Origin of the sequence: Bacillus mycoides, assembly GCF_001757995.1 — a bacterium.
Classification (GTDB): domain Bacteria; phylum Bacillota; class Bacilli; order Bacillales; family Bacillaceae_G; genus Bacillus_A; species Bacillus_A mycoides_B.
Map to the genome: position 1 here is coordinate 23,858 of NZ_LXLV01000073.1, position 21,876 is coordinate 45,733.

The following is a 21,876-nucleotide window of genomic DNA, read 5'->3' on the forward strand; positions in this document are numbered from 1 at the left end:
CCCCTATCTATTCTTCATTAATTCACGCTGAATACGTGCTAATTTTCCTTGTAAGCTTCCGTCGTAAATGCGATTTCCAATGCGTACTTTAATGCCGCCTAGTAAATCTTCATCCACAACATTTTTCACGCGAATTGCATCTTTTCCTGTTTTTTTTGCAAATGCTTCTGCAACGTTAAGTTTTTCTTCTTCTGATAGAAGACGAATAGAATATACAGTTGCATCCGCTACGTTACGTTCTTCATTAGCAAGAACAACATATTCATTTGCAATTTCAGGTAGGATATCAATACGCTTGTTATCAATTAAAATATATAACGTATTTAAAATAGATTCAGAAACAGATGCGAATACGTTCGCAAGAAACGCTTTCTTCTGCTCTTTTGAAATGTTCGGTTGCGTTAAAAAGCTATGTAGTTCTCCGTTCTTTGTAAAAACGTTTTGTACAAGGCGTAATTCCTCTTCAAACATTTCTAATACGTGTTTTTCTTTTGCAATTTTAAAAAGAGCGACAGCATAACGTTTTGCTACAATCCCATTGCTCATCGCGCTTCTCCTACTTCTTTAATATAATCGCGAATTAACTTCACTTGATCTTCTTCTTTTAATTCTTTTTCAATTACTTTAGAAGCAATATGAACAGATAAAGAAGCAACTTGTTCTTGTAAAGCAGCAATCGCTTGCTCTTTTTCGCGTTGAATTTCTTGTACAGCAGATGCTTTAATTGATTCTGCTTCTTCTTTCGCAGCAGCAACAATAACATCCTTTTGATCTACAGCTTGTTTCTTCGCTCTTTCGATTAACTCTTGTGCTTCAACACGCGATTGTTTTAACATTTCACGTTGTTCTTCTACTAACTTCTTCGCTTCAGCGTTACTTCTTTCTGCAGCGTCGATTTCATTAGTAACATGCTCTTCACGTTCTTTCATAATTCCCATTAAAGGACCCCACGCAAATTTGCGTAGCATTACTAATAGAAGTAAGAAAATGAACAATGTATAAGCAATCGTTCCAAATGGAATGGAAGCCCCTAATAATAAAGTTGGCACAAGGATTCACTCCCTTCAAAATATCTAAATTGATCATATGAAAAAAAAAGACATACGTTTCGTTCATAAAGCAATGGCGAAGAAAGTTCAAAAAAACACTCTTCGCCATCTATGTAAGGGGAGTCTCCCTTATTTGTTCATTACGATGAAAGCAATAACTACACCGATAATTGGAAGTGCCTCAACTAATGCAACCCCGATGAACATAATTGTTTGAAGTGCGCCTTTTAATTCTGGTTGACGAGCAACACCTTCGATTGTACGTGATACGATAAGACCGTTACCAATACCTGCACCTAATGCTGATAAACCAATTGCAATTGCAGCTGCGATTACACCTAAACTCATTTAATTTGTCCTCCTTTGTATTATAAAAAAATAAATTTTTTCTTACTTAAATTATATTAATGGTCATGGCTTACTTTATGAGCCATATAAACCATCGTTAACATTACGAAAATAAATGACTGGATTGATCCAACGAACACACTGAATCCCATCCATGCTAACATCGGTACAAGTGCACCTAATGCTCCAAGGAATGATGCCCCGCCTAACTTAGCAAGTAATCCTAATAAGATTTCACCTGCATAAATGTTACCAAATAAACGAAGACCTAACGTTAATGTGTTAGCAAACTCCTCAATAACCTTTAATGGGAATAAGAATTTCATAGGTTGGAAATAACCTTTAACATATTCTTTCGTACCCTTCATCTTAATTCCATAATAATGGGTGAGGGTAACTACCATCACGGCTAATGTTAATGCAACTGCTGGATCAGACGTTGGTGATCTCCACCATGCAATATGTTCGCCAGCCTCAACTGTTGAATACATGAATGGTAAACCAAGGAAGTTCGATACGATGATAAACATGATAAGCGTAACGCCAAGCGTTAAGAAACGTCCACCTGTTTTCCAGTCCATCGTACTATTGATAATCCCTTTCACGAAGTCAAACACCCATTCCATGAAATTTTGCATCCCGGTTGGGCGAAGCGCTAAGCTGCGAGTTCCGATAACAGCGATTAAGAAAACAATAACTGCTGCTACAGTAACCATCATAACTGATGACAAATCGAACGTTAAACCTAGAAATTCAACTAATTTACCGTGTTCCACTAGTAATTCACCTCTCTTCCCTGCTCGTATACTCTAAATAAAGAAAATCTATGATCATGACAAGGTATCCTGTCAGCAATCCTACACCTAAGCCCCACATCGCAATTAATTCTTGATATTTGGCTGCAAATAAAATTAATAACCCAATCGTGGCGAATCTTGAATATGTACTTACCGCCGTTGCTTTAAATTTCACGTTTTCTCCATTTGTTACGCGATCTAATAGCTTGTCTGTTCTACGTGCAATGATGCGCAAACTAAGAAAACTGAAAATCGTTCCGATAATCAGTCCAAGAAATACATCCTTGTAAGAGGTAAATCCCCATCCTAGCACTAGAAGCGCAAGCAAGTAGTACATATATTTCTTTTGTCTTTGGACAAGTCCATGTACGTCTATCATCATTGCTCTCCCGAATAGTAATGTCGAATGAGTCGAATCATTGCGTATACCCCTGTTCCTAACCCGAGTAATAACCCTATAATAAGAAACAATGGAAACGTTCCAACCTTATTATCAATCCATTGCCCACCAAAGATTCCAATAAGAATAGAACCAACTAACTGAGCAAGAATTCCTGACATTAAAGCATACGCTTTTATATGGCTGCGATCGTTTTTTTGCAAGGATTCATCCCTCCAATATGTAACCCTCATTCACGATGTGTTAATAATAACTCATTTTTCTGCATAAATTCTATACAAAATAAAAAGTTTACATTTTCGTCACGGAATAGATGCATTTTTGTCACTGAAAGCCCTACCATCTATCCCCGTTGTTAGCATACAATAGGGTATTAACAGTGTCAACGAGAAATCGTAAAAAATCAAAAAATTTGAGTATTAGTCATTTCCTCCCAAAAATGAAAACGTTCCCCTTCTAAATACTGGTTAGAGATATGCAATTTCTAACAGTTTTCTCTTTATAATAGAAGAAAATGTTCACAAGTTTGTCACTATTATATTTTTAAGATATAGCGCTTTCCTTCCATAATATAGTGTTCCCAAGACGTAAGACTTCTATATTATATGTGATGTGTATGCAACTTATGTTGTATAGACCCTGTATATTTACCTCCCCCTCCCCCGCACGCTCAGGGCGAAAAAAAAGACGAGCGGGGACTCCCCTCTCGTCTGTTGTCTTACTTCGTTCCGAATAAACGGTCACCAGCATCACCAAGACCTGGAACTACATAACCATGGTCATTTAGCTTCTCATCTAATGCTGCTACATAAATATCAACATCAGGATGCTCTTCCTGTACTACTTTTACTCCTTCTGGAGCAGCTACGATACACATTAATTTAATTTGCTTTGCACCGCGCTTTTTCAGAGAATTAATTGCTTCAGCCGCAGAACCACCTGTTGCTAGCATCGGATCTAGTACGATAAAGTCACGCTCTTCTACATCCGTTGGAAGTTTCACATAGTATTCTACCGGTTGCAATGTTTTAGGGTCACGGTATAGACCAACGTGTCCTACTTTTGCTGCTGGAATTAATTTCAGAATTCCATCAACCATTCCTAAACCTGCACGTAAAATCGGAATTAAACCAAGTTTTTTACCAGCGATCACTTTTGTTGTCGCTTTGCTTACAGGTGTTTCAATTTCAATGTCTTGAAGTGGAAGGTCGCGAGTAATTTCGAAAGCCATTAAGCTTGCTACTTCGTCCACTAATTCACGAAAATCTTTCGTACCTGTATTCTTATCGCGAATATATGTAATCTTATGTTGAATTAACGGGTGATCAAATACATACAGTTTTCCCATGTGAATCTCTCCTTTAGATGATATTCATGCGTTTTCACGCTTTTTTACACTATTTACGATTGTAAAGAAAACGCTACTAATATTCAAGGGCAAATTTGGTAAAATCGTGAATTAGAATGAATCTATCTAGTATCTTTACCAATTATGGGAGCTGTATCCTTCATTATATCGCCAAAATTTATTCATCATTTGTATACATACTTTAAAAATAATATATGTCCACAAAAAAGACTGCCAAAACAATTACGTTTCAGCAGTCTTTTTCAATCTATTATAGATCTGTATACATTGGGAATTTGCTCGTTAACGCTTCTACACGCTTACTTGCTTCTTCTAATGCAACTTCATTCTCATGATTTTTTAATGTATAAGCAATAAGTGCCGCAATTTCATCCATTTCTTCTAAACCGAAACCACGAGATGTTACAGCTGCTGTACCGATACGTACGCCGCTTGTTACAAATGGGCTTGCTGTTTCAAATGGAATTGTATTTTTGTTCACTGTAATACCAACTTCATCTAATACGTGCTCTGCTACTTTACCTGTAATTTCTAAGTTACGAACATCAATCAAGATTAAATGATTGTCTGTTCCGCCAGAAACAAGTGTAAGTCCTTCTTTTTGAAGACCTTCAGCTAAGCGGTTCGCATTATTAATGATATTTTGTGCATATGTTTTAAACTCATCTTGTAGTGTCTCACCAAATGCAACAGCTTTTGCAGCAATTACGTGCATAAGTGGACCACCTTGAATACCAGGGAAGATTGATTTATCAATTTGTTTTGCAAATTGCTCTTCACATAAAATCATACCACCACGTGGACCACGTAATGTTTTATGTGTTGTCGTTGTAACGAAATGTGCATGTGGTACTGGGTTTGGATGTAAACCAGCAGCTACTAAACCAGCGATATGTGCCATATCAACCATAAAGTATGCGCCCACTTCATCTGCAATCTCACGGAATCGTTTGAAATCGATAACACGAGGATATGCACTTGCACCTGCAACGATTAATTTTGGTTTATGTTCTTTCGCTTTTGCTAATACATCATCGTAATTAATACGGTGAGATTCAGCATCCACGCCATATTCTACGAAATTATATTGTACTCCACTGAAGTTAACAGGGCTTCCGTGTGTTAAGTGACCACCATGAGATAAATTCATACCAAGTACTGTATCGCCTTGCTCTAAAATCGTGAAGTATACTGCCATGTTCGCTTGTGCACCAGAATGTGGTTGAACATTTACATGCTCTGCGCCGAAAATTTCTTTCGCGCGATCACGTGCGATATCTTCTACTACGTCTACGTGTTCACAACCACCATAGTAACGTTTTCCAGGATATCCTTCAGCATACTTATTCGTTAAAACAGAACCTTGCGCCTCCATTACTGCTTCACTTACGAAGTTTTCCGAAGCAATTAACTCAATCTTTGAACGCTGTCTTCCTAGTTCTGCCTCAATTGCAGCAAATACCTTTTCATCTTGACGTTTTAAATGATCCACCAAAATCCCCCTTTTCTGAACGAATTACATCAATTCCCAATAGTTTTTTCTCATTTATTCAGAAAAAACGAAAATTCAGGTTGTAATTCTTTCGAACCTTCATGTTTTCAACTACATTCTAACATGACTTTCTATATCATAAAAGAAAAAAAAAGACCAAAATTGGTCTTTTCTTTCTTCTATTATAAAGTCAGACTACATACCTTTTACCTTTCGATATAAAGCTGTTATAAGACTTTATAATTTTTCATGTTTAACGGCAAGGAATAGCTTCCTCATTTGCCGCATAAACAGCACGTGCTCCACCTATTAGTTTCCCACGTGTTTTCGCCATCGTTACATGCGCACTTCCTATTTCCTTCACACTTGTACGAACCGGTACAGCTACATGCTTTAAATGCATACCGATAAATGTATCGCCGATATCCATTCCTGCATCTGCTTTAATAAACTCAATTACTACCGGATCTTTAAAATTGTGATACGCATACGTCGCTAATGCACCACCTGCTGATCTAACAGGCGTAACTGTTACAATTTCAAATTGATATTTCATCGCTACATCTCTCTCGACTACTAAAGCACGATTTAAATGCTCACAACATTGAAACGCCAATTCAATACCTGTTCGTTCTTGAAATTGTTTTAATTCAGAAAAAATCGCCTCTGCCACTTCCATCGTTCCTGATGTTCCAATTCTTTCACCCAGCACTTCGCTCGTGCTACACCCCACTACAAAAATTTGGCCACTTTGCAGCGTGGCTTGTTCTTGGAAATCAGAAAGCGACATTTGCAGCTGTTCTCTTACCTTTACGATCTCTGTCATTACGCCTCTTCCTTTCACAGGTTGGTTCACCAAATTATATTTCATACTACTTATAGTTAGAATCTATTACTTTGTTTCGTACGTTTTAATTTTTCCTACGCGGTTTTCGTGACGGCCACCTTCATAGTCAGTTGTTAGCCAAATTTTTGCGATATCACGTGCTAGACCAGCTCCAATTACACGCTCGCCCATTGCTAACATGTTAGTATCATTATGCTCTCTCGTCGCTTTCGCACTGAAAGTATCATGAACTAATGCACAACGAATACCATTTACTTTGTTTGCTGCGATTGACATACCAATGCCTGTCCCGCAAACTAAAATGCCGCGATCCACTTCACCATTCGCGACCATTTCTGCTGCTGGAAACGCAAAATCAGGGTAATCAACAGAACCAGCTTCACATTCACAACCTAAATCAATATATTCAATATTTAACTCTTCTAATAAACTTACAAGTTCTTTACGGATATTCATACCGCCGTGATCAGATGCTACTACTACTTTCATTTTTACCCCTCCAAAGTTTCAATCAATTATCTTCATTTCACACTCGCTACCTTAAAGGAACGAAGTGATCTCCAATATCGTATTATACACGAAACATCAACCTTCTGAATGTTTTTTCAGTAAAGTTTGTACAAGTTTTTCCATCTCTTCTAACGTTTCTTTATAAATAGAAAGCGATCCGCCAAACGGATCTGAAATATCCTTACTTACACCCTCAGTTAATCCATATAATGTATCCAATTTCTTTTCAACACTCGGATAATGCCCAAGTACAATTTGCTTATGGTTTTCCGTCATTGTTACTACAATATCCGCCCAATCAACCAAAGCATCGTTTACCTGCTGTGAAGCATGATCGATTACAATTCCTTTTTCAGCTAAAGCTTCCTTTGCATGTACCGATGCATCGCTTCCAGGATAGGCGAAAACACCAGCAGATTGCACTTCAAATTTACCTTCTCCATAATGACGAAGCAAAGCCTCAGCCATCGGACTACGGCATGTATTTCCAGTGCAAACAAATAACACCCGTTTCATCTAAACCCACCCCTTTTTTCTGTTTCCTACCATTTATCATAGCGTACATTAGAATAGAACAAAAGAAATGTGAATATACGAAAGGCGCATTTCTCTTATATTTTTTCTAAGAAAAATGCGCCTTATCCACATATATGTGAAACCCTATTTCCAAGTGCCCAAAGTATTTTACCATACATAATGAACACACTACAAAACGAAATAAGGAATCCATTTCATACGAAACAGATTCCTTTCATACAATAATTATTTCATTGTAACTTTCATTACTTCTGTTGAACCTTTTGTAGCTGTTACACCTACAGTTGTCTTAATAGACTCAGCTGCATCTGTGTTTGTAATAACGATTGGAGTAATTGTGCTTTTCGCTTTTTCACGAATTAATTCTAAGTCGAATGAGATTAATTTATCTCCAGCTTTTACAGCTTGTCCTTCAGAAACGTGAGCTTCGAAACCTTCACCTTCCATTTTTACAGTTTCTAATCCAACGTGGATTAAAATTTCTGTACCGTTTTTCGCTTTAATTCCAATAGCATGTTTCGTGTGGAATAATTGTACGATTTCACCATCGACTGGAGATACAACTACACCTTCAGTAGGATCGATTGCAACACCGTCACCCATCATACGACCAGCGAATACTGGATCTGGTACTTCTTCAATATTTTTCACTGCTCCAGTTAATGGAGCTACGATTGTTTCTTCATTTGTTTTTGAACCAAAACCGAATAATTTTTTAAACATAGGATAGTCCTCCTTATAATTTACCTAAAAGTTTATAGGGCAATCTCTATTCAAGATCGAAATACACGTAAGACTTCATACTTCGAATGTTATACTGTAAAAACGCTTTCGAAATAAATCATGTCATTACTACTAGACTCTTATTGTAGCGCCTCACAAAATTCCAGTCAATTCTGATTGTCTGAATAACAATGAGAAGTTAAATTCTACTTATATTTTCTCTTTTTTTCACTTACTTGTCTAGAGGTCTTTACTACATTTTATTTTTTGTTGTTAATTTGTAAAATTTCTTTCAAATTTTTGTTGAAATCCACTTGACTAAAGTAAGTAACTATTTTATCGTTACTTACATAAGGTAAGTAAATAACTTTTAGGAGGTTTTTAAAATGATGGATATCGGTCTTCTTATTATTCGTCTTATTATAGGAATTACATTCATGGGTCACGGTGCTCAAAAATTATTTGGTTGGTTTGGTGGTTACGGCCTGAAAGGAACAGGTGGCTGGATGGAATCAATCGGTTTACGCCCTGGTGTATTTATGGCATTTATGGCTGGTGCAACTGAACTATTAGGTGGTTTCTTATTCGCAGCAGGTATTTTCACTGTAGTTGGTTCATTATTTATCGTAGGAACAATGTTAATAGCAATCTTCACAGTTCACGGAAAAAATGGTTACTGGGTAACACAAAACGGATTTGAGTATAATTTAATGTTAATCGCTGTTGCAGTTGGTGTAGCTTTAATCGGCCCTGGCGCTTACGTTTTACTTTAATATTTATCTCTATTTCGAGATATTCACAAAAAAAGAGATTACTTCAAATTGAGGTAATCTCTTTTTACATCATCAAAAAAATATTATTTTCAGCAGGAGATTCCCATTGGTATCTTGTAAACAAACAATAAGTATTCATATTTAGAAAGGGGATTACAACATGTTATCCATTAATCCAAACGAACAAACCGAAAAAGATAATTACAAATTACTAACAGGAAGTATTATTCCACGTCCTGTTGCATTCGTTACTTCTGTAACTAAAGATGGTGTATTGAACGGTGCGCCATATAGTTATTTCAATATCGTCGCTGCCAATCCACCACTTATCTCGGTTTCAGTACAACGAAAAGAAGGAAAACCGAAAGACACTTCCCGAAACACAATCGAAAAAGGCGAATTTGTCGTACATATTTCTGATGAATCTTACGTAGAAGCAATTAACGAAACAGCGGCCAACCTACCTCCTAATGAAAGTGAAATCGAATTGGCAAAACTAACACCGATCGACAGTGATGTCATTTCAGTACCAGGGGTGAAAGAAGCAAACATTCGAATGGAATGCGTATTAGAACGCGCTATCCCGCTCGGTGGAACCGAAGACTCTCCAGCTTGTGACCTACTAATTGGCCGTGTCGTTCGCTTCCACGTCGCAGAACACTTATACGAAAACGGCCGAATTCACGCCGAAGAACTAAAACCAATAAGCCGCCTAGCAGGACACAACTACGCAAAACTAGGAGAACAATTTGAATTAGTAAGGCCAATTTAAAAGCAGAAGCGGCTCGCTCAGAATGGGAGGAGGATGGAGCTTCTGACGTAGAGGCGCTTTTTGCCTCGCAGGAAGACGCGAAGCCACCGACCATTCTAGCCGCTGGAGCTAGATATCACCCTAAAAGTGGAGGCGGCTCGTCCAGAATCATAGGGCATTGGAGTCTTTCATCACTCAAACATAATATCCCCCGCTTAAAGCGGGGGATTTTTTTATTGTAATTCTTCGTTCTTCTCCTCTATTGCAGGTAATTTCCCTTTTTTAGATTTACCAAGCTTTATAACAAAGAAATATAAAGAAAGTAATGTAATAAGGAAAACAATTACGAATGGATACGGAGAATAAAAGGCACGCGCCGCCTCCGTTTTTCCTGCAACAAATTTTAATGATTCGATATCTAAAAACTCAGCAAACATTTGTACACCGAGCATACTAAACCAAAAAACAAAAAAACTAATAATAATACCAAAAACTTGTTTTAATCTCGTCATTTATACCACCCTTTCTATATTTGCGGCGTATTGTCTTCAAATGCACAGAAAGGAATTAACTCACCATTCACGAATCAATTTAACCCAACCTAAAACCGCAATTTGCAAAATAATGCCCCAAAAGATAAGCCTACGTAACCACCTTGGAAAAAAAGTTATACATACGACATACCATTTCAGCAACCTATTCATATTTTCCACCTTCGTATAAAATTATATAGGAAAAAGGAGATATAATCCAAATCCAACAAGAATAATACCACCTACTATTTCACCGTATGTGCCAAGCATATTTTTGGCATGGCTACCAAGCAATAAACCCATCCAAGCTAGTAACATACTTATTAGTCCGAATAGTAATATCGTAATAATTGTCTCTGCTCCGTAAATTCCAAGACTAAGACCTACTGAAAAACTATCTATACTGACACCAAATGCAAATACAAATAAACTAATTCCAATTGGAGCAGTTCTAGTCTCTTCCCCTTCTAAAATAGACGAATATACGATATAAAACCCTAGCCCAATTAATAAAATAGCTCCTGCAAAATTCGCGACATCCCCATACCTCTCTGATAGAAAACGTCCTAATACCATTCCGATAAATGGCATAATAATATGAAATATCCCAATCGTCATACCGATATAAAGGATTTGTCTTAACTTTAATGTTACCATCCCCATACCGAGGCTCACTGAAAATGCATCCATCCCCAGGGCAAATGCCATAATTATTAAAGGTATTAATTGTTCAAGTGTCATTCATATCCCCCCTCGGACGTGCTACTTCACAATATGCTTATCCGAGGAGAAATATTCTGTTTGCTAAAGGTACATTATCATTCAGTGATAATATGATGTCCCGCAGCTTTTGTTAAACGATTCATAATTGCATTTCCTATTCCTTCATTTGGGAATGATTCACTAAAAATGACATCTACTTCACTTGCATCAAACGTTCTAAGCACATCATATAACTTAGTCGCAACGCTGGCTAAATCGCTTCGCACACCGCAAGACAATACAATATCTGCACTATACACACGCTGATACTCTTCTGTCGTTAAGACACCTACTTTAAATCCTTCTTTCTTTTTCTCATCCACAATACGTTGAATAAACTCACGGGACCCTTCAACAATACTAAGTGGCGCTTTCGGTGCATAATGTGTATATTTCATTCCAGGTGATTTCGGTTTTTCTTTCTCATCCTTTAAAGCTGGATCTAAAGAAACATTTCCTATCACTGCTTCTAATTGCTCCTTCGTAATCCCACCTGGACGTAAAATCGTCGGAACCTCGCTCGTACAATCAATTACAGTTGATTCAACTCCTACTCCTGTTGCCCCGCCATCAACAATACCAGCAATTTTTCCATTTAAATCTTCATATACATGAGAAGCTAACGTTGGACTTGGGCGTCCTGAACGATTCGCACTCGGTGCCGCAACAGGCACGTTTGCCTCTTCAAGAAGAGCGAGCGCTACTGGATGATCCGGCATCCTCACTCCGACTGTATTAAGTCCTGCCGTGACCCTCTCTGAAATCCCTTTTTTTCTCGGTAAAATGATTGTTAATGGTCCTGGCCAAAAATGTTCCATTAACTTTTCTGCAACCGGCGGAATTTCTCTTACAATACCATCTAACTGAGATTTTGTTCCTATGTGGACAATCAGTGGATTATCGCTCGGTCTCCCTTTTGCTTCAAAAATTTTCGCTATCGCTTCATCATCCATTGCGTTTGCTCCTAACCCATATACCGTTTCCGTCGGGAAGGCCACCGCTTCATTTTCTCTTAATAATCTCGCTGCTTCTTTTAATTGTGGATAATATTTTTTTCTTTCCACAACATTATCCACAATCCACATATTTGTATGCATTTTTTCCCACGTCCTTTTCTACCATGAAATACTTGTCTATTTTTAGTTTACTATGAGATTTATCCAAAAGACAAACAAGGTTTATCCACAAAATGTGGATAAACCTTGTTAATCCGTGGATAACTTTGTGAATAGCTGACAATTTAGTATTATTGCATTTAGCTCTTTTATATTTTTACAAAAGTGTTCTAACTGTCGAATTCCCTCTGGCACTTTCTCTTTCTCTATAATGACAAAGTTAAAAAACTGAAAGATTGTCACAGATTGTGGATGATTTGTGAGTAAGTACAATTGTCGAATATCTTTTTCTTTCATATACTGCAAAAACATTTCAAAAAAATATAAGAAAGTCTGTTTATCCACATTAGGTGTGAATAAACAAGAACGGATAAGTGCATTTTCTCCACTTTGTTCATATCCAATTACCGCTCGTATTTCTCCCGCCTCTTCCAAGATCATAAATTGTGCGTACAACTCATTTATTTTATCATCTTTTTTATTAGCTTGTCCGAAAAAAGAATGCAATCTTTCTACATCTGCTTTCGTAGCAAAATACACGTTCTTCATAGTAAATCCCTCCTCATTGATATATATGAGGAAGGATTTATTAATAGTACTATTTAGAGAATAAAGCTGTAAAAGCTTCGACGATAAATAATTTAACCTCTGGTTTCTCTTCCTCTTCTACTGTTACATACTCATTTTGCTTTTCTTGTTTTTGCTCCACAGGTTTCTCCACTTTTTCCACAGTTTTTGTTTCTACTTTTTTTACAGGCTGTTCTTCTACTTGCGTTTCATGTTTTACTACTTTCTTTTCCTGGGCTGTTACTTTTTCAGCTTTTTCCGGCTTCACTACTTTTGTTTCTTTCACCTTATCCTCTTTCTTCTCCGGTACATCCTCTACTTCCTCATCTGATTGTTTCACCTGCTCCTCTTCAGGAGATTCAGCTTTCACAACATGTTCTTCTTTCCTTACAGCTGTACCACTTGAAAAATCTAAGAAACACATCGGCGGAAATAACACACACCACCAGTTTGCACCTTCACCTTTTCCAATTGTAATAAGTACCGCTTCATATTCTCCTGCCGGATAAATAAAATTCCCATATACCTTTGTAGGAAACTTCACATTCTTACCGAATTTCACTTGAAACGCCTCTTTACTTCCTTCTCTTTTCAGCGTATTCTCCACTGTCTTTTCAATTTCAGGAATATGATTTTGAATTACTTTTTGAGCTTCTTCAAATGACGTTAAATCTGCTACCCATCCATCAATTTGCGCTTTCACTTCATCACGTACTTTACGTTTTAATGCCTGATCTTTATCAGAATCACTATTAGCTAAAATACGTAATCGAACGGCCTCTTTCGGAATAACAGTAGGCCCTTTTGCATCAGCTTTCATATATCCAAACTGCACAAGTAACTGTGCACCAATTAATAATAAAAGAAAGTAAGCAATAACTTGTTTTTTCATTTCCTCCACCGTCCCCTCTAGAAACAGTGTGGACAGAGTTACTTCTTTCTAAACTATTAAATTCAAAATCTATATAAAAAACCGATAGAAAAGCATTTTTTTAATGGGCGAGAGGGACTGGCAGCAAGGTGTATGTCCCTTTTTATCTTTATGACAGCAATCTATATGCTAAAAAATAAAAATAACTTTCTATGGGTAATAAGGTGCGTATTTTCGCTGGAATAATACTCCTTACCAAAATTCTAAATGAAATGTATGGCTGAGTAGTTACGAATTTTTTATACAAAAAATAGAGTAAGGCTTATGCCTTACTCCATCTCTGCAAATACCATGCGATCTTTTCCATTAATATCAAATACAACTTCAACTTGAGCGTGCGGGAAAGTTTGCTGTAATAATGCTTTCACATCTTCACCTTGCCCTACACCAATTTCAAACGCCACAATCGCCTTTTTCTGTAATACATTCGGCAATTCCTCCATAAAACGACGATAGAAATCTAGTCCATCTTCCCCACCAACAAGCGCACGCTTCGGTTCATGCTCCTTCACAACAGTAGAAAGACCACGCCAATCTTCCTCTGGTATGTACGGAGGATTGGAAACCACAACATCTAACTTCTGACCTGTTTCATAAAACGGAGACAGTAAATCGCCGTGATAGAAGGTTACATCCGCCCCTAAAGTTTTTGCATTTTCTTTTGCAACTTCAATCGACTCCTGTGCGATATCTACTGTATACACATGAAGATTTTTATTTTCTAAAGCGAGCGTAATAGAAATTGCTCCACTACCTGTTCCAATATCCGCTATGTGAAGCTCCTCATTACCGAAATGGCGCTCAATTCTCTCTAGCACTCCAACTATAAGCTCCTCTGTTTCCGGTCTTGGTATCAATACCTCTTCATTTACAAAGAATGATCGGCCATAAAACATTTCATAACCGAGCATATATTGGATCGGAATACCTTCTACGTGCTTGTGGATAAATTCTGCAAAACTTTTCTCTTGTTCCGCAGTTATTTCTTCACGCATATTCATGAGCATTCCTGTTCTGTTCGTCTTTAATACATGACAAAGGACAATTTCTCCCGCATTTTCATCTCGTCCATTTTCCTGTAAAAAAGAAGAAGCCCATTTCAGGGCTTCATAGACACGCATTACTCAGCTGCCTCCATCTTTTGCGCCTGATCTTCCATCACTAAGGCATTGATGAAATCATCTAACTTACCTTGTAGGATTTGATCTAGCTTTTGAATCGTTAAACCGATTCGATGGTCTGTAACACGGTTTTGCGGGAAGTTATACGTACGAATACGCTCTGAACGATCTCCCGTACCAACAGCTTGTTTACGGTTTTGATCATACTCAGCTTGCGCTTCTTGTCTAAACTTATCATAAACACGTGCGCGTAATACTTTCATCGCTTTTTCTTTATTCTTAATTTGTGATTTCTCATCCTGACAAGATACAACTACACCAGTCGGTAAATGTGTTAAACGTACCGCTGACATCGTTGTATTAACGCTTTGTCCACCAGGACCACTAGAAGCAAACGTATCAACACGAACATCTTTTTCATGAATATTAATTTCTACTTCTTCTGCCTCTGGTAATACAGCTACAGTTGCTGTAGATGTATGAATACGTCCACCAGATTCCGTTTCAGGAACACGTTGTACACGGTGAGCACCATTCTCGAATTTCAGCTTCGCGAAAGCACCTTTACCGTTAATCATAAAGATAATCTCTTTATATCCACCTAACTCTGTATAGCTCGCTTCGATAATTTCAGTTTTCCAACCTTGCACCTCAGCATAACGGCTATACATACGATATAAATCACCAGCAAATAAAGCCGCCTCGTCGCCACCAGCAGCACCGCGAACCTCAACGATAACGTTTTTATCATCATTAGGGTCTTTTGGAACAAGTAAAATTTTCAGACGTTCTGATAATGTTTTCTCTTGTCCTTCTAATTCAGAAACCTCTTCTTTTACCATGTCACGCATATCAGCGTCTAACTTATCTTCTAACATTGCTTTTGCATCTCGTAATTGCTCACGAACCTCTTTATACTCACGGTACACCTCTACCGTGTCCTGAATATCAGATTGCTCTTTTGAATACTCACGAAGCTTATTTGTATCGCTAATAACCTCCGGGTCGCTTAACAACTCATTCAACTTCTCATAACGATCTTCTACAGCTTGCAAACGATCTAACACACCATTCACCTCTACATCCTAGTATCTAATACAAATAGTATATGGTACTTAATCAAAAAAACGCAAATTATATTTAAAAGCACAAGCGGCTCGCTCAGAATGGGAGGAGGTTGGAGCTTCTGACAGAGCGGCGCTCTTTGCCTCGCAGGAAGAAGCGAAACCACCGACCATTCTAGCCGCTGGAGCTAGATAATATTAAAAGCGCAAGCGGCTCGCTCAGCTCTGATTGGCTAAGGTGCTCTCGCTTCACCTTGAATAGCGGAGGTTCTTAGACACGAAGAGCTGGCCACCAATCTTCATCTATTTTCGAAAAAAACCCGCTCTACATAGCGAGTTTCATTTATCTTTGTTTTGTAGGTACTGCATGACAATGACGACAACGTGGTTCATACGACTCTGAAGCCCCAACTAAAATAATTGGATCATCAAATGCCGCTGGTTCTCCATCGATTAAACGTTGCGTACGACTTGCAGGAGATCCACATGCAGAACAAACTGCCTGCAATTTAGTTACATGTTCAGCAATCGCCATCAGCTGAGGAACTTGTCCAAATGGTAGACCACGGAAATCTTGGTCTAATCCAGCTACAATGACACGATAGCCACGATTTGCCAATACTTGCACCACTTCCACAATGTCCCCATCAAAAAATTGTACCTCATCGATTGCAATAACATCCATTTCTTCTGTTACATGGTTAAATATATCTTTTGAAGCTGAAACAGGAACTGCTTTAACCTTTAATCCATTATGTGATACAACATCTTCTTCACTATAACGATTATCAATACATGGTTTAAATACAATCGCATGTTGTTTCGCAAATTGCGTACGGCGTATACGGCGGATGAGCTCTTCTGATTTCCCAGAAAACATACTCCCGCAAATCACTTCAATCCAACCATTTTGATTCATTAAGTACATTGAGCTCTCCTTTCATCTACTTTCCTAATCCAAAGTAGGGTAAAGGTTTAATATTTTCGCAAAAAAAACAGACAAGCGAATACATACACTTGCCTGTTTTATGTTCTTTATTACTTAATACCGTATTTCTTATTGAAGCGGTCAACACGTCCGTCTGCAGTAGCAAACTTCTGACGTCCAGTGTAGAATGGGTGAGAATCAGAACTGATCTCAATTTTTAGTAATGGATAAGTGTTACCATCTTCCCACTCAACAGTTTCGCTAGAGCCTTTTGTAGACCCGCTTAAGAATTTGAAGCCAGTGTTCGTGTCCATAAATACAACTTTATTGTAATTTGGATGGATTCCTGCTTTCATTCTTTTCATCTCCTTCCGCCCTGAATCATTTTCGAAACAGAGTTTTTCATCTTCAGCTGCTTACACAACTATATTGATGAAACACATATGATGAAATTATAACAAGGCTAACTCCATTTTGCAACTACCTGTTTTTGTCTTTTTAAAAATTAAAAGCGCAAGCGGCTCGCTCAGAATCCAGGACACTTCAAGCTCTCGACCTTGAAGCGCTTTTTGCTTCGAGCGAGAGAGCGAAATGACCGGAGATTCTAGCCGCTGAAGCTGGATATTACCTAAAAGTGGAGGCGGCTCGCTTAGCTCTGATTGGCTAAGGTTCTCTCGCACAAAATATGATTTTCATCTCAAAAAACAAAATTTTTCCCATATATTACTCTCTCTAATATTCCCTTAAAAACATAAAAAACTCGCTTACTACGAAATAAGCGAGTCCCAATCTTTTCCCTTTACTTAGTTGTTACATACCTTTTTGAGTCTGCAACAATGTTTTGTAAAAATTCTTCATTTGTCTTTGTTTGACGAAGTTTACGTAAGAAACCTTCAACAAAGTCTGGTGTATCACGCATTGTTTTACGAATACCCCACAGCTTGTCTAAATGTTCTTTTGGAATTAATAGGTCTTCTTTACGCGTACCAGAGCGACGAATATCAATCGCTGGGAAGATACGGCGCTCAGCTAATGAGCGATCTAAGTGAAGTTCCATATTTCCAGTTCCTTTAAACTCCTCGTAAATTACATCATCCATACGAGAACCTGTATCAACAAGCGCTGTTGCTAAAATTGTTAAGCTACCGCCCTCTTCGATATTACGTGCAGCACCGAAGAAACGCTTTGGCCTATGGAAAGCAGCTGGATCAATACCACCTGATAGAGTTCTACCACTTGGCGGAATAACAAGGTTGTAAGCACGCGCTAAACGGGTAATACTATCCATTAGAATGACAACGTCTTTTTTATGCTCTACAAGACGCATTGCACGCTCTAATACAAGCTCAGCTACTTTAATATGATTCTCTGGCACTTCATCAAAAGTAGAACTTACAACATCACCTTTAACAGAACGTTCAATATCTGTTACTTCTTCTGGACGCTCATCAATTAAAAGTACAATTAATTCTGCTTCCGGATGATTTGTTGTGACACTGTGTGCAATTTCTTTTAACAGACTTGTTTTACCAGCCTTTGGAGGCGCGACAATTAAACCACGTTGTCCAAATCCAACTGGTGCGATTAAATCCATGATGCGTGTCGGTAACTTTTTCGTTTCCGTTTCCAATTTCATTTGGCGATCTGGGTATAACGGTGTTAATGCAGGGAAATGCACACGCTCTTTTGCTGAGTCTGGATCATCTCCGTTTACAGCTTCAACTTGTAATAATCCAAAATAGCGTTCATTTTCTTTCGGAGGTCGTACTTTACCAGAAACCTTATCTCCATTACGTAAATCGAAACGACGAATTTGCGAAGCCGAGATATAAATATCTTCTGAGCTTGGAGAGTAGTTGATAGGACGTAGGAATCCAAATCCTTCTGATTGAATAATTTCTAATACGCCTTCCATGAAAAAGAAACCTTCTTTTTCTGCTCGAGCTTTTAAGATGGCGAAAATCAGCTCTTTTTTCGTTAACTTGCTGTAATACGAAATCTTAAATTCTTTCGCAAGCTCGTATAACTCTTTTAATTTCATGTTTTCTAATGCTGCAATTGACAAATTCATTCAGACACCACACTTTAACGTTATTCTCTTTTCACATGGGTAAAGGGAAAAAATACGGAAGGCAAATAAATAATAATGAAAGGCAATAAGTTCAAGTAGGATAATATTCACTATTGTAACCCTTTTATCTAGTTTTAATCAATACGTTGAAACACAAATACAAGAAGCGAAGACAAGAAAATTTGTCTTCGCCTTTTATATTTCTTACTTTTTTCTACTCACCTTATTATAAAGAAGAATAGATAAGGCATTTCTGCTTTTATTTAATCCAGCTCCAGCGGCTAGAATCTCCGGTCATTTCACTTCTTCCTGCGAGGCAAAAAACGCCTCTTCGTCAGGAGCTCCAATGCCCTGCGATTCTGAACGAGCCGCTTGCACTTTTTATTTAATCCAGCTTCAGCAGCTAGAATGGTCGGTGGCTTCACTTCTTCCTGCGAGGCAAAAAGAGCCTCTACGTCAGAAGCTCCATCCCCCTCCCATTCTGAACGAGCTGCTTACGCTTTTTATTTAATAACCAAATTCGGTTTTTTATTTAAGCTATGACGTCCGTCTACGAAGCGTACTGTGCCTGATTTTGCACGCATAACAAGGGATTGTGTCGTTCCGACGCTACCTTTAAATTGAACGCCTCGTAATAGTTCTCCGTCTGTTACACCTGTTGCTGCAAAGATTGCATCGTCACCTTTTACTAAGTCTTCCATACGAAGGATACGATTGATATCTTCAATACCCATTTTTTTACAACGAGCTAATTCAGCTTCGTTTTGAGGTAAGAGCTTCCCGTGAATTTCTCCACCTAAGCATTTTAATGCAACCGCAGCTAATACTCCTTCGGGCGCCCCACCAGAACCGAATAGAATATCTACACCAGTACGGTCAAATGCTGTATTAATTGCTCCAGCTACATCTCCATCGTTAATTAATTTAATACGAGCACCAGCTTTACGAATTTCTTCGATAATTGCTTGATGACGTGGACGGTTTAAAACTGTCGCTACAACATCTTCGATATCTTTATTTTTCGCTTTCGCAACTGCACGTAAGTTGTCGATAATAGGTGCGTCAATATCAACTGCACCAACCGCTTCTGGACCAACCGCTATTTTATCCATGTACATGTCAGGAGCATGTAACAAATTGCCGTGATCTGCAATTGCAATAACAGCAAGCGCATTCCAGCCGCCAGCCGCTACGATATTTGTCCCTTCTAAAGGATCAACTGCAACGTCTACGCGTGGTCCATATCCTGTACCCAATTTCTCTCCGATATATAGCATTGGCGCTTCATCCATTTCACCTTCGCCAATTACAACTGTACCTTTCATCGGAATTGTATCAAATACATCACGCATAGCTGATGTTGCTGCACCATCTGCCTCGTCTTTTTTTCCGAGCCCCATCCAACGCGCTGATGATAATGCTGCAGCCTCTGTTACACGTACTAACTCCATAGATAAACTTCTTTCCACGATAATCCCTCTCCTTTAAGTCTTTATATTTCTGCCGTATTTTGTGAACCTTGTTTCTCTATAAAGTGTACTTCCGTTAGTAGTGATCCTTCGCTCCCCATTAACGGAAGTATCACCACCTTATCCCGATTGGTGAGGGTTAATAATCGGCGTGGGATACCCCATACTGATTAAAGTTTCACTTTATGCATTCTTCATTTCTTCAATTTCTTGCTTTGTCATTTGTTCTCTCCAAATGTTTGCACCAAGCCCTTTAAGCTTGTCTACTATATTTTCGTAACCTCGATCAATATGATCAAGTCCTGTTACTTCTGTAATGCCATCTGCCATTAAACCCGCAATAACAAGGGACGCACCAGCTCGTAAGTCACTCGCTTTCACCTTCGCACCTTGCAATAAAACAGGTCCAGTCACAATTGCTGAACGGCCTTCTACTTTAATTTGCGCGTTCATACGGCGCAATTCATCAATATGCTTGAAACGCGCGCTGTAAATTGTATCAGTTACAACTCCTGTTCCATGCGCTTTTGTTAAAAGCGTTGTAAACGGCTGTTGTAAATCTGTTGGAAACCCGGGATATACAAGCGTTTTTACATCAACTACTTTTAACCTTCTATTGCCATTCACTGTAATTTGGTCATCGTTCGTTTCAACTTGAACACCAGCTTCTCTTAGCTTCGCAGTAACGGATTCTAAATGCTGAGGAATAACATTATCAACTGTTACTTCTCCTCCTGACGCTGCTCCTAAAATCATATACGTACCAGCTTCAATACGGTCTGGAATGATAGTGTGGTGACAACCGTGTAAAGAATCCACACCATCAATTCGGATTACGTCTGTACCAGCACCTTTAATACGCGCTCCCATACTCGTTAACAATGTAGCTACATCAATAATCTCTGGTTCTTTCGCTGCATTTTCAATAACAGTTCTACCTGTCGCTCGTACAGCCGCTAGCATAATATTAATCGTAGCTCCTACACTAACAACATCTAAATAAATACGTGCCCCGCGTAGTTCATCTGCTCTTAAATAAATGGCACCTTGTTCATTTGTAACATGTGCCCCTAACGCTTCAAACCCTTTAATATGCTGATCAATCGGTCGTGGCCCTAAATGACATCCACCTGGAAGCCCAATAACAGCTTTTTTAAAACGGCCAAGCATTGCACCCATTAAATAATAAGAGGCGCGCAATTTTTTCACTTTTCCATTTGGTAAAGGCATCGCAACCATGTTAGAAGGATCGACTACCATCTCTTCTTCCTGCCCATAAGTTACTTTCCCTCCAATTTCCTCTAGTAAGTCTCCTAACATTTTCACGTCCGAAATATTAGGAACGCCACCGATAGTTACTGGAGTATCTGCTAAAATTGTCGCTGGAATTAGTGCAACAGCACTGTTCTTTGCACCACTCACGCGAATTGTTCCATTTAAAGCTCTTCCGCCTTCAATTAGCAACTTTTCCATATTGAGCTCCCTTCTTGTGAATGTATTTATCTTCTACTTCTTTAATAAGGAGAAGTAGAAGATTCCCCCTTAAGAATCTCAATCCCTCTTTCCATCCAAACTCAATAAGTAGAAAACCATCACCTGTAGCTCCCCTGCTGTACAAATAGATGAAGATTAACTATTCATCGAATCAAATTTCTCAATTCAGATACTTACCACATTTATTAATAGGACTATGCACATTATTTTCTATATTCACAAACC

General features: G+C 38.4%; 27 protein-coding genes. 2 read left to right on the plus strand and 25 right to left on the minus strand.

Annotated elements, in window-relative coordinates:
• Positions 1–3: 3 nt before the first annotated feature.
• The 13 genes from atpH to BWGOE10_RS26575 form a co-directional block, all read right to left on the minus strand.
• A complete protein-coding gene (gene atpH / locus BWGOE10_RS26515) occupies positions 4–546 on the minus strand; it encodes a F0F1 ATP synthase subunit delta (RefSeq protein WP_070145587.1) in 543 nt (180 codons plus the stop codon).
• Entirely contained in the window at positions 543–1,049 is a 507-nt protein-coding gene (atpF, locus tag BWGOE10_RS26520; RefSeq protein WP_070145588.1) for a F0F1 ATP synthase subunit B, read from the minus strand. Before atpF ends, atpH begins: the two co-directional genes overlap by 4 nt.
• Before the next feature lie 129 nt (positions 1,050–1,178).
• Positions 1,179–1,397, minus strand: a complete 219-nt coding sequence (gene atpE, locus BWGOE10_RS26525; protein WP_000052064.1) for a F0F1 ATP synthase subunit C — start codon at positions 1,395–1,397, stop codon at positions 1,179–1,181.
• A 56-nt stretch (positions 1,398–1,453) separates the two neighbouring features.
• The gene (gene atpB / locus BWGOE10_RS26530; RefSeq protein WP_000399874.1) at positions 1,454–2,173 is read right to left on the minus strand and encodes a F0F1 ATP synthase subunit A; all 720 of its coding nucleotides are present in this window, start codon (positions 2,171–2,173) and stop codon (positions 1,454–1,456) included.
• A 7-nt stretch (positions 2,174–2,180) separates the two neighbouring features.
• The gene (locus tag BWGOE10_RS26535) at positions 2,181–2,573 is read right to left on the minus strand and encodes an ATP synthase subunit I (protein ID WP_000567601.1); all 393 of its coding nucleotides are present in this window, start codon (positions 2,571–2,573) and stop codon (positions 2,181–2,183) included.
• Positions 2,573–2,797, minus strand: a complete 225-nt coding sequence (locus tag BWGOE10_RS26540) for an AtpZ/AtpI family protein (RefSeq protein WP_001171219.1) — start codon at positions 2,795–2,797, stop codon at positions 2,573–2,575. Before BWGOE10_RS26540 ends, BWGOE10_RS26535 begins: the two co-directional genes overlap by 1 nt.
• Before the next feature lie 26 nt (positions 2,798–2,823).
• On the minus strand, positions 2,824–2,937 hold the full coding sequence (locus BWGOE10_RS26545; protein ID WP_000232963.1) for a DUF4024 domain-containing protein: 114 nt from the start codon (positions 2,935–2,937) through the stop codon (positions 2,824–2,826).
• Positions 2,938–3,312: 375 nt separating this feature from the next.
• Complete coding sequence (upp, locus tag BWGOE10_RS26550) at positions 3,313–3,942, minus strand: uracil phosphoribosyltransferase (protein WP_002139017.1); 630 nt, start codon at positions 3,940–3,942, stop codon at positions 3,313–3,315.
• A 271-nt stretch (positions 3,943–4,213) separates the two neighbouring features.
• The gene (glyA, locus tag BWGOE10_RS26555) at positions 4,214–5,455 is read right to left on the minus strand and encodes a serine hydroxymethyltransferase (RefSeq protein ID WP_002198768.1); all 1,242 of its coding nucleotides are present in this window, start codon (positions 5,453–5,455) and stop codon (positions 4,214–4,216) included.
• 253 nt (positions 5,456–5,708) lie between these two features.
• A complete protein-coding gene (locus tag BWGOE10_RS26560) occupies positions 5,709–6,281 on the minus strand; it encodes a TIGR01440 family protein (RefSeq protein WP_002130064.1) in 573 nt (190 codons plus the stop codon).
• Positions 6,282–6,347: 66 nt separating this feature from the next.
• Positions 6,348–6,791 (minus strand): ribose 5-phosphate isomerase B, encoded by a 444-nt coding sequence (gene rpiB, locus BWGOE10_RS26565; RefSeq protein ID WP_000869917.1) that lies wholly within the window; start codon positions 6,789–6,791, stop codon positions 6,348–6,350.
• 96 nt (positions 6,792–6,887) lie between these two features.
• Positions 6,888–7,328 carry a low molecular weight protein arginine phosphatase gene (locus tag BWGOE10_RS26570; protein ID WP_070145589.1) on the minus strand — a complete coding sequence of 147 codons (441 nt, stop codon included), beginning with the start codon at positions 7,326–7,328 and terminating at the stop codon, positions 6,888–6,890.
• 246 nt (positions 7,329–7,574) lie between these two features.
• Entirely contained in the window at positions 7,575–8,072 is a 498-nt protein-coding gene (locus tag BWGOE10_RS26575) for a PTS glucose transporter subunit IIA (protein ID WP_002016294.1), read from the minus strand.
• Between the two features lie 386 nt (positions 8,073–8,458).
• Between BWGOE10_RS26575 and BWGOE10_RS26580 the strand changes: the two genes are divergently transcribed.
• Positions 8,459–8,845, plus strand: coding sequence for a DoxX family protein (locus tag BWGOE10_RS26580; RefSeq protein WP_070145590.1), 387 nt, complete (start codon positions 8,459–8,461; stop codon positions 8,843–8,845).
• A gap of 160 nt (positions 8,846–9,005) precedes the next feature.
• Entirely contained in the window at positions 9,006–9,617 is a 612-nt protein-coding gene (locus BWGOE10_RS26585; RefSeq protein ID WP_070145591.1) for a flavin reductase family protein, read from the plus strand.
• 212 nt (positions 9,618–9,829) lie between these two features.
• Here BWGOE10_RS26585 and BWGOE10_RS26590 read toward each other — a convergent pair whose 3' ends face one another.
• The 12 genes from BWGOE10_RS26590 to murA all read right to left on the minus strand — a co-directional run bounded on the left by BWGOE10_RS26590 (position 9,830) and on the right by murA (position 21,630).
• Positions 9,830–10,108 carry a DUF3935 domain-containing protein gene (locus BWGOE10_RS26590; RefSeq protein WP_070145592.1) on the minus strand — a complete coding sequence of 93 codons (279 nt, stop codon included), beginning with the start codon at positions 10,106–10,108 and terminating at the stop codon, positions 9,830–9,832.
• A 213-nt stretch (positions 10,109–10,321) separates the two neighbouring features.
• Positions 10,322–10,870, minus strand: coding sequence for a manganese efflux pump MntP family protein (locus tag BWGOE10_RS26595; RefSeq protein ID WP_002159774.1), 549 nt, complete (start codon positions 10,868–10,870; stop codon positions 10,322–10,324).
• A gap of 77 nt (positions 10,871–10,947) precedes the next feature.
• Positions 10,948–11,988: an L-threonylcarbamoyladenylate synthase gene (locus BWGOE10_RS26600; protein WP_070145593.1), complete on the minus strand. Its 1,041-nt coding sequence runs from the start codon at positions 11,986–11,988 to the stop codon at positions 10,948–10,950.
• A gap of 108 nt (positions 11,989–12,096) precedes the next feature.
• Positions 12,097–12,555, minus strand: coding sequence for a mechanosensitive ion channel protein (locus BWGOE10_RS26605; protein ID WP_070145594.1), 459 nt, complete (start codon positions 12,553–12,555; stop codon positions 12,097–12,099).
• Between the two features lie 49 nt (positions 12,556–12,604).
• Positions 12,605–13,465 (minus strand): stage II sporulation protein R, encoded by an 861-nt coding sequence (spoIIR, locus tag BWGOE10_RS26610; RefSeq protein WP_070145595.1) that lies wholly within the window; start codon positions 13,463–13,465, stop codon positions 12,605–12,607.
• A gap of 308 nt (positions 13,466–13,773) precedes the next feature.
• Positions 13,774–14,625: a peptide chain release factor N(5)-glutamine methyltransferase gene (gene prmC, locus BWGOE10_RS26615; RefSeq protein WP_070145596.1), complete on the minus strand. Its 852-nt coding sequence runs from the start codon at positions 14,623–14,625 to the stop codon at positions 13,774–13,776.
• The gene (gene prfA, locus BWGOE10_RS26620) at positions 14,625–15,692 is read right to left on the minus strand and encodes a peptide chain release factor 1 (RefSeq protein ID WP_070145772.1); all 1,068 of its coding nucleotides are present in this window, start codon (positions 15,690–15,692) and stop codon (positions 14,625–14,627) included. The genes prmC and prfA overlap by 1 nt, the downstream gene beginning before the upstream one ends.
• A gap of 340 nt (positions 15,693–16,032) precedes the next feature.
• Positions 16,033–16,617, minus strand: a complete 585-nt coding sequence (locus BWGOE10_RS26625; RefSeq protein ID WP_000281086.1) for a thymidine kinase — start codon at positions 16,615–16,617, stop codon at positions 16,033–16,035.
• Positions 16,618–16,727: 110 nt separating this feature from the next.
• Positions 16,728–16,973: a type B 50S ribosomal protein L31 gene (locus BWGOE10_RS26630; protein WP_000643447.1), complete on the minus strand. Its 246-nt coding sequence runs from the start codon at positions 16,971–16,973 to the stop codon at positions 16,728–16,730.
• 443 nt (positions 16,974–17,416) lie between these two features.
• On the minus strand, positions 17,417–18,688 hold the full coding sequence (gene rho, locus BWGOE10_RS26635) for a transcription termination factor Rho (RefSeq protein ID WP_002123767.1): 1,272 nt from the start codon (positions 18,686–18,688) through the stop codon (positions 17,417–17,419).
• A gap of 503 nt (positions 18,689–19,191) precedes the next feature.
• Entirely contained in the window at positions 19,192–20,157 is a 966-nt protein-coding gene (gene glpX / locus BWGOE10_RS26645; RefSeq protein ID WP_002113062.1) for a class II fructose-bisphosphatase, read from the minus strand.
• 183 nt (positions 20,158–20,340) lie between these two features.
• Positions 20,341–21,630, minus strand: a complete 1,290-nt coding sequence (murA, locus tag BWGOE10_RS26650; RefSeq protein ID WP_070145598.1) for a UDP-N-acetylglucosamine 1-carboxyvinyltransferase — start codon at positions 21,628–21,630, stop codon at positions 20,341–20,343.
• Positions 21,631–21,876 lie beyond the last annotated feature (246 nt).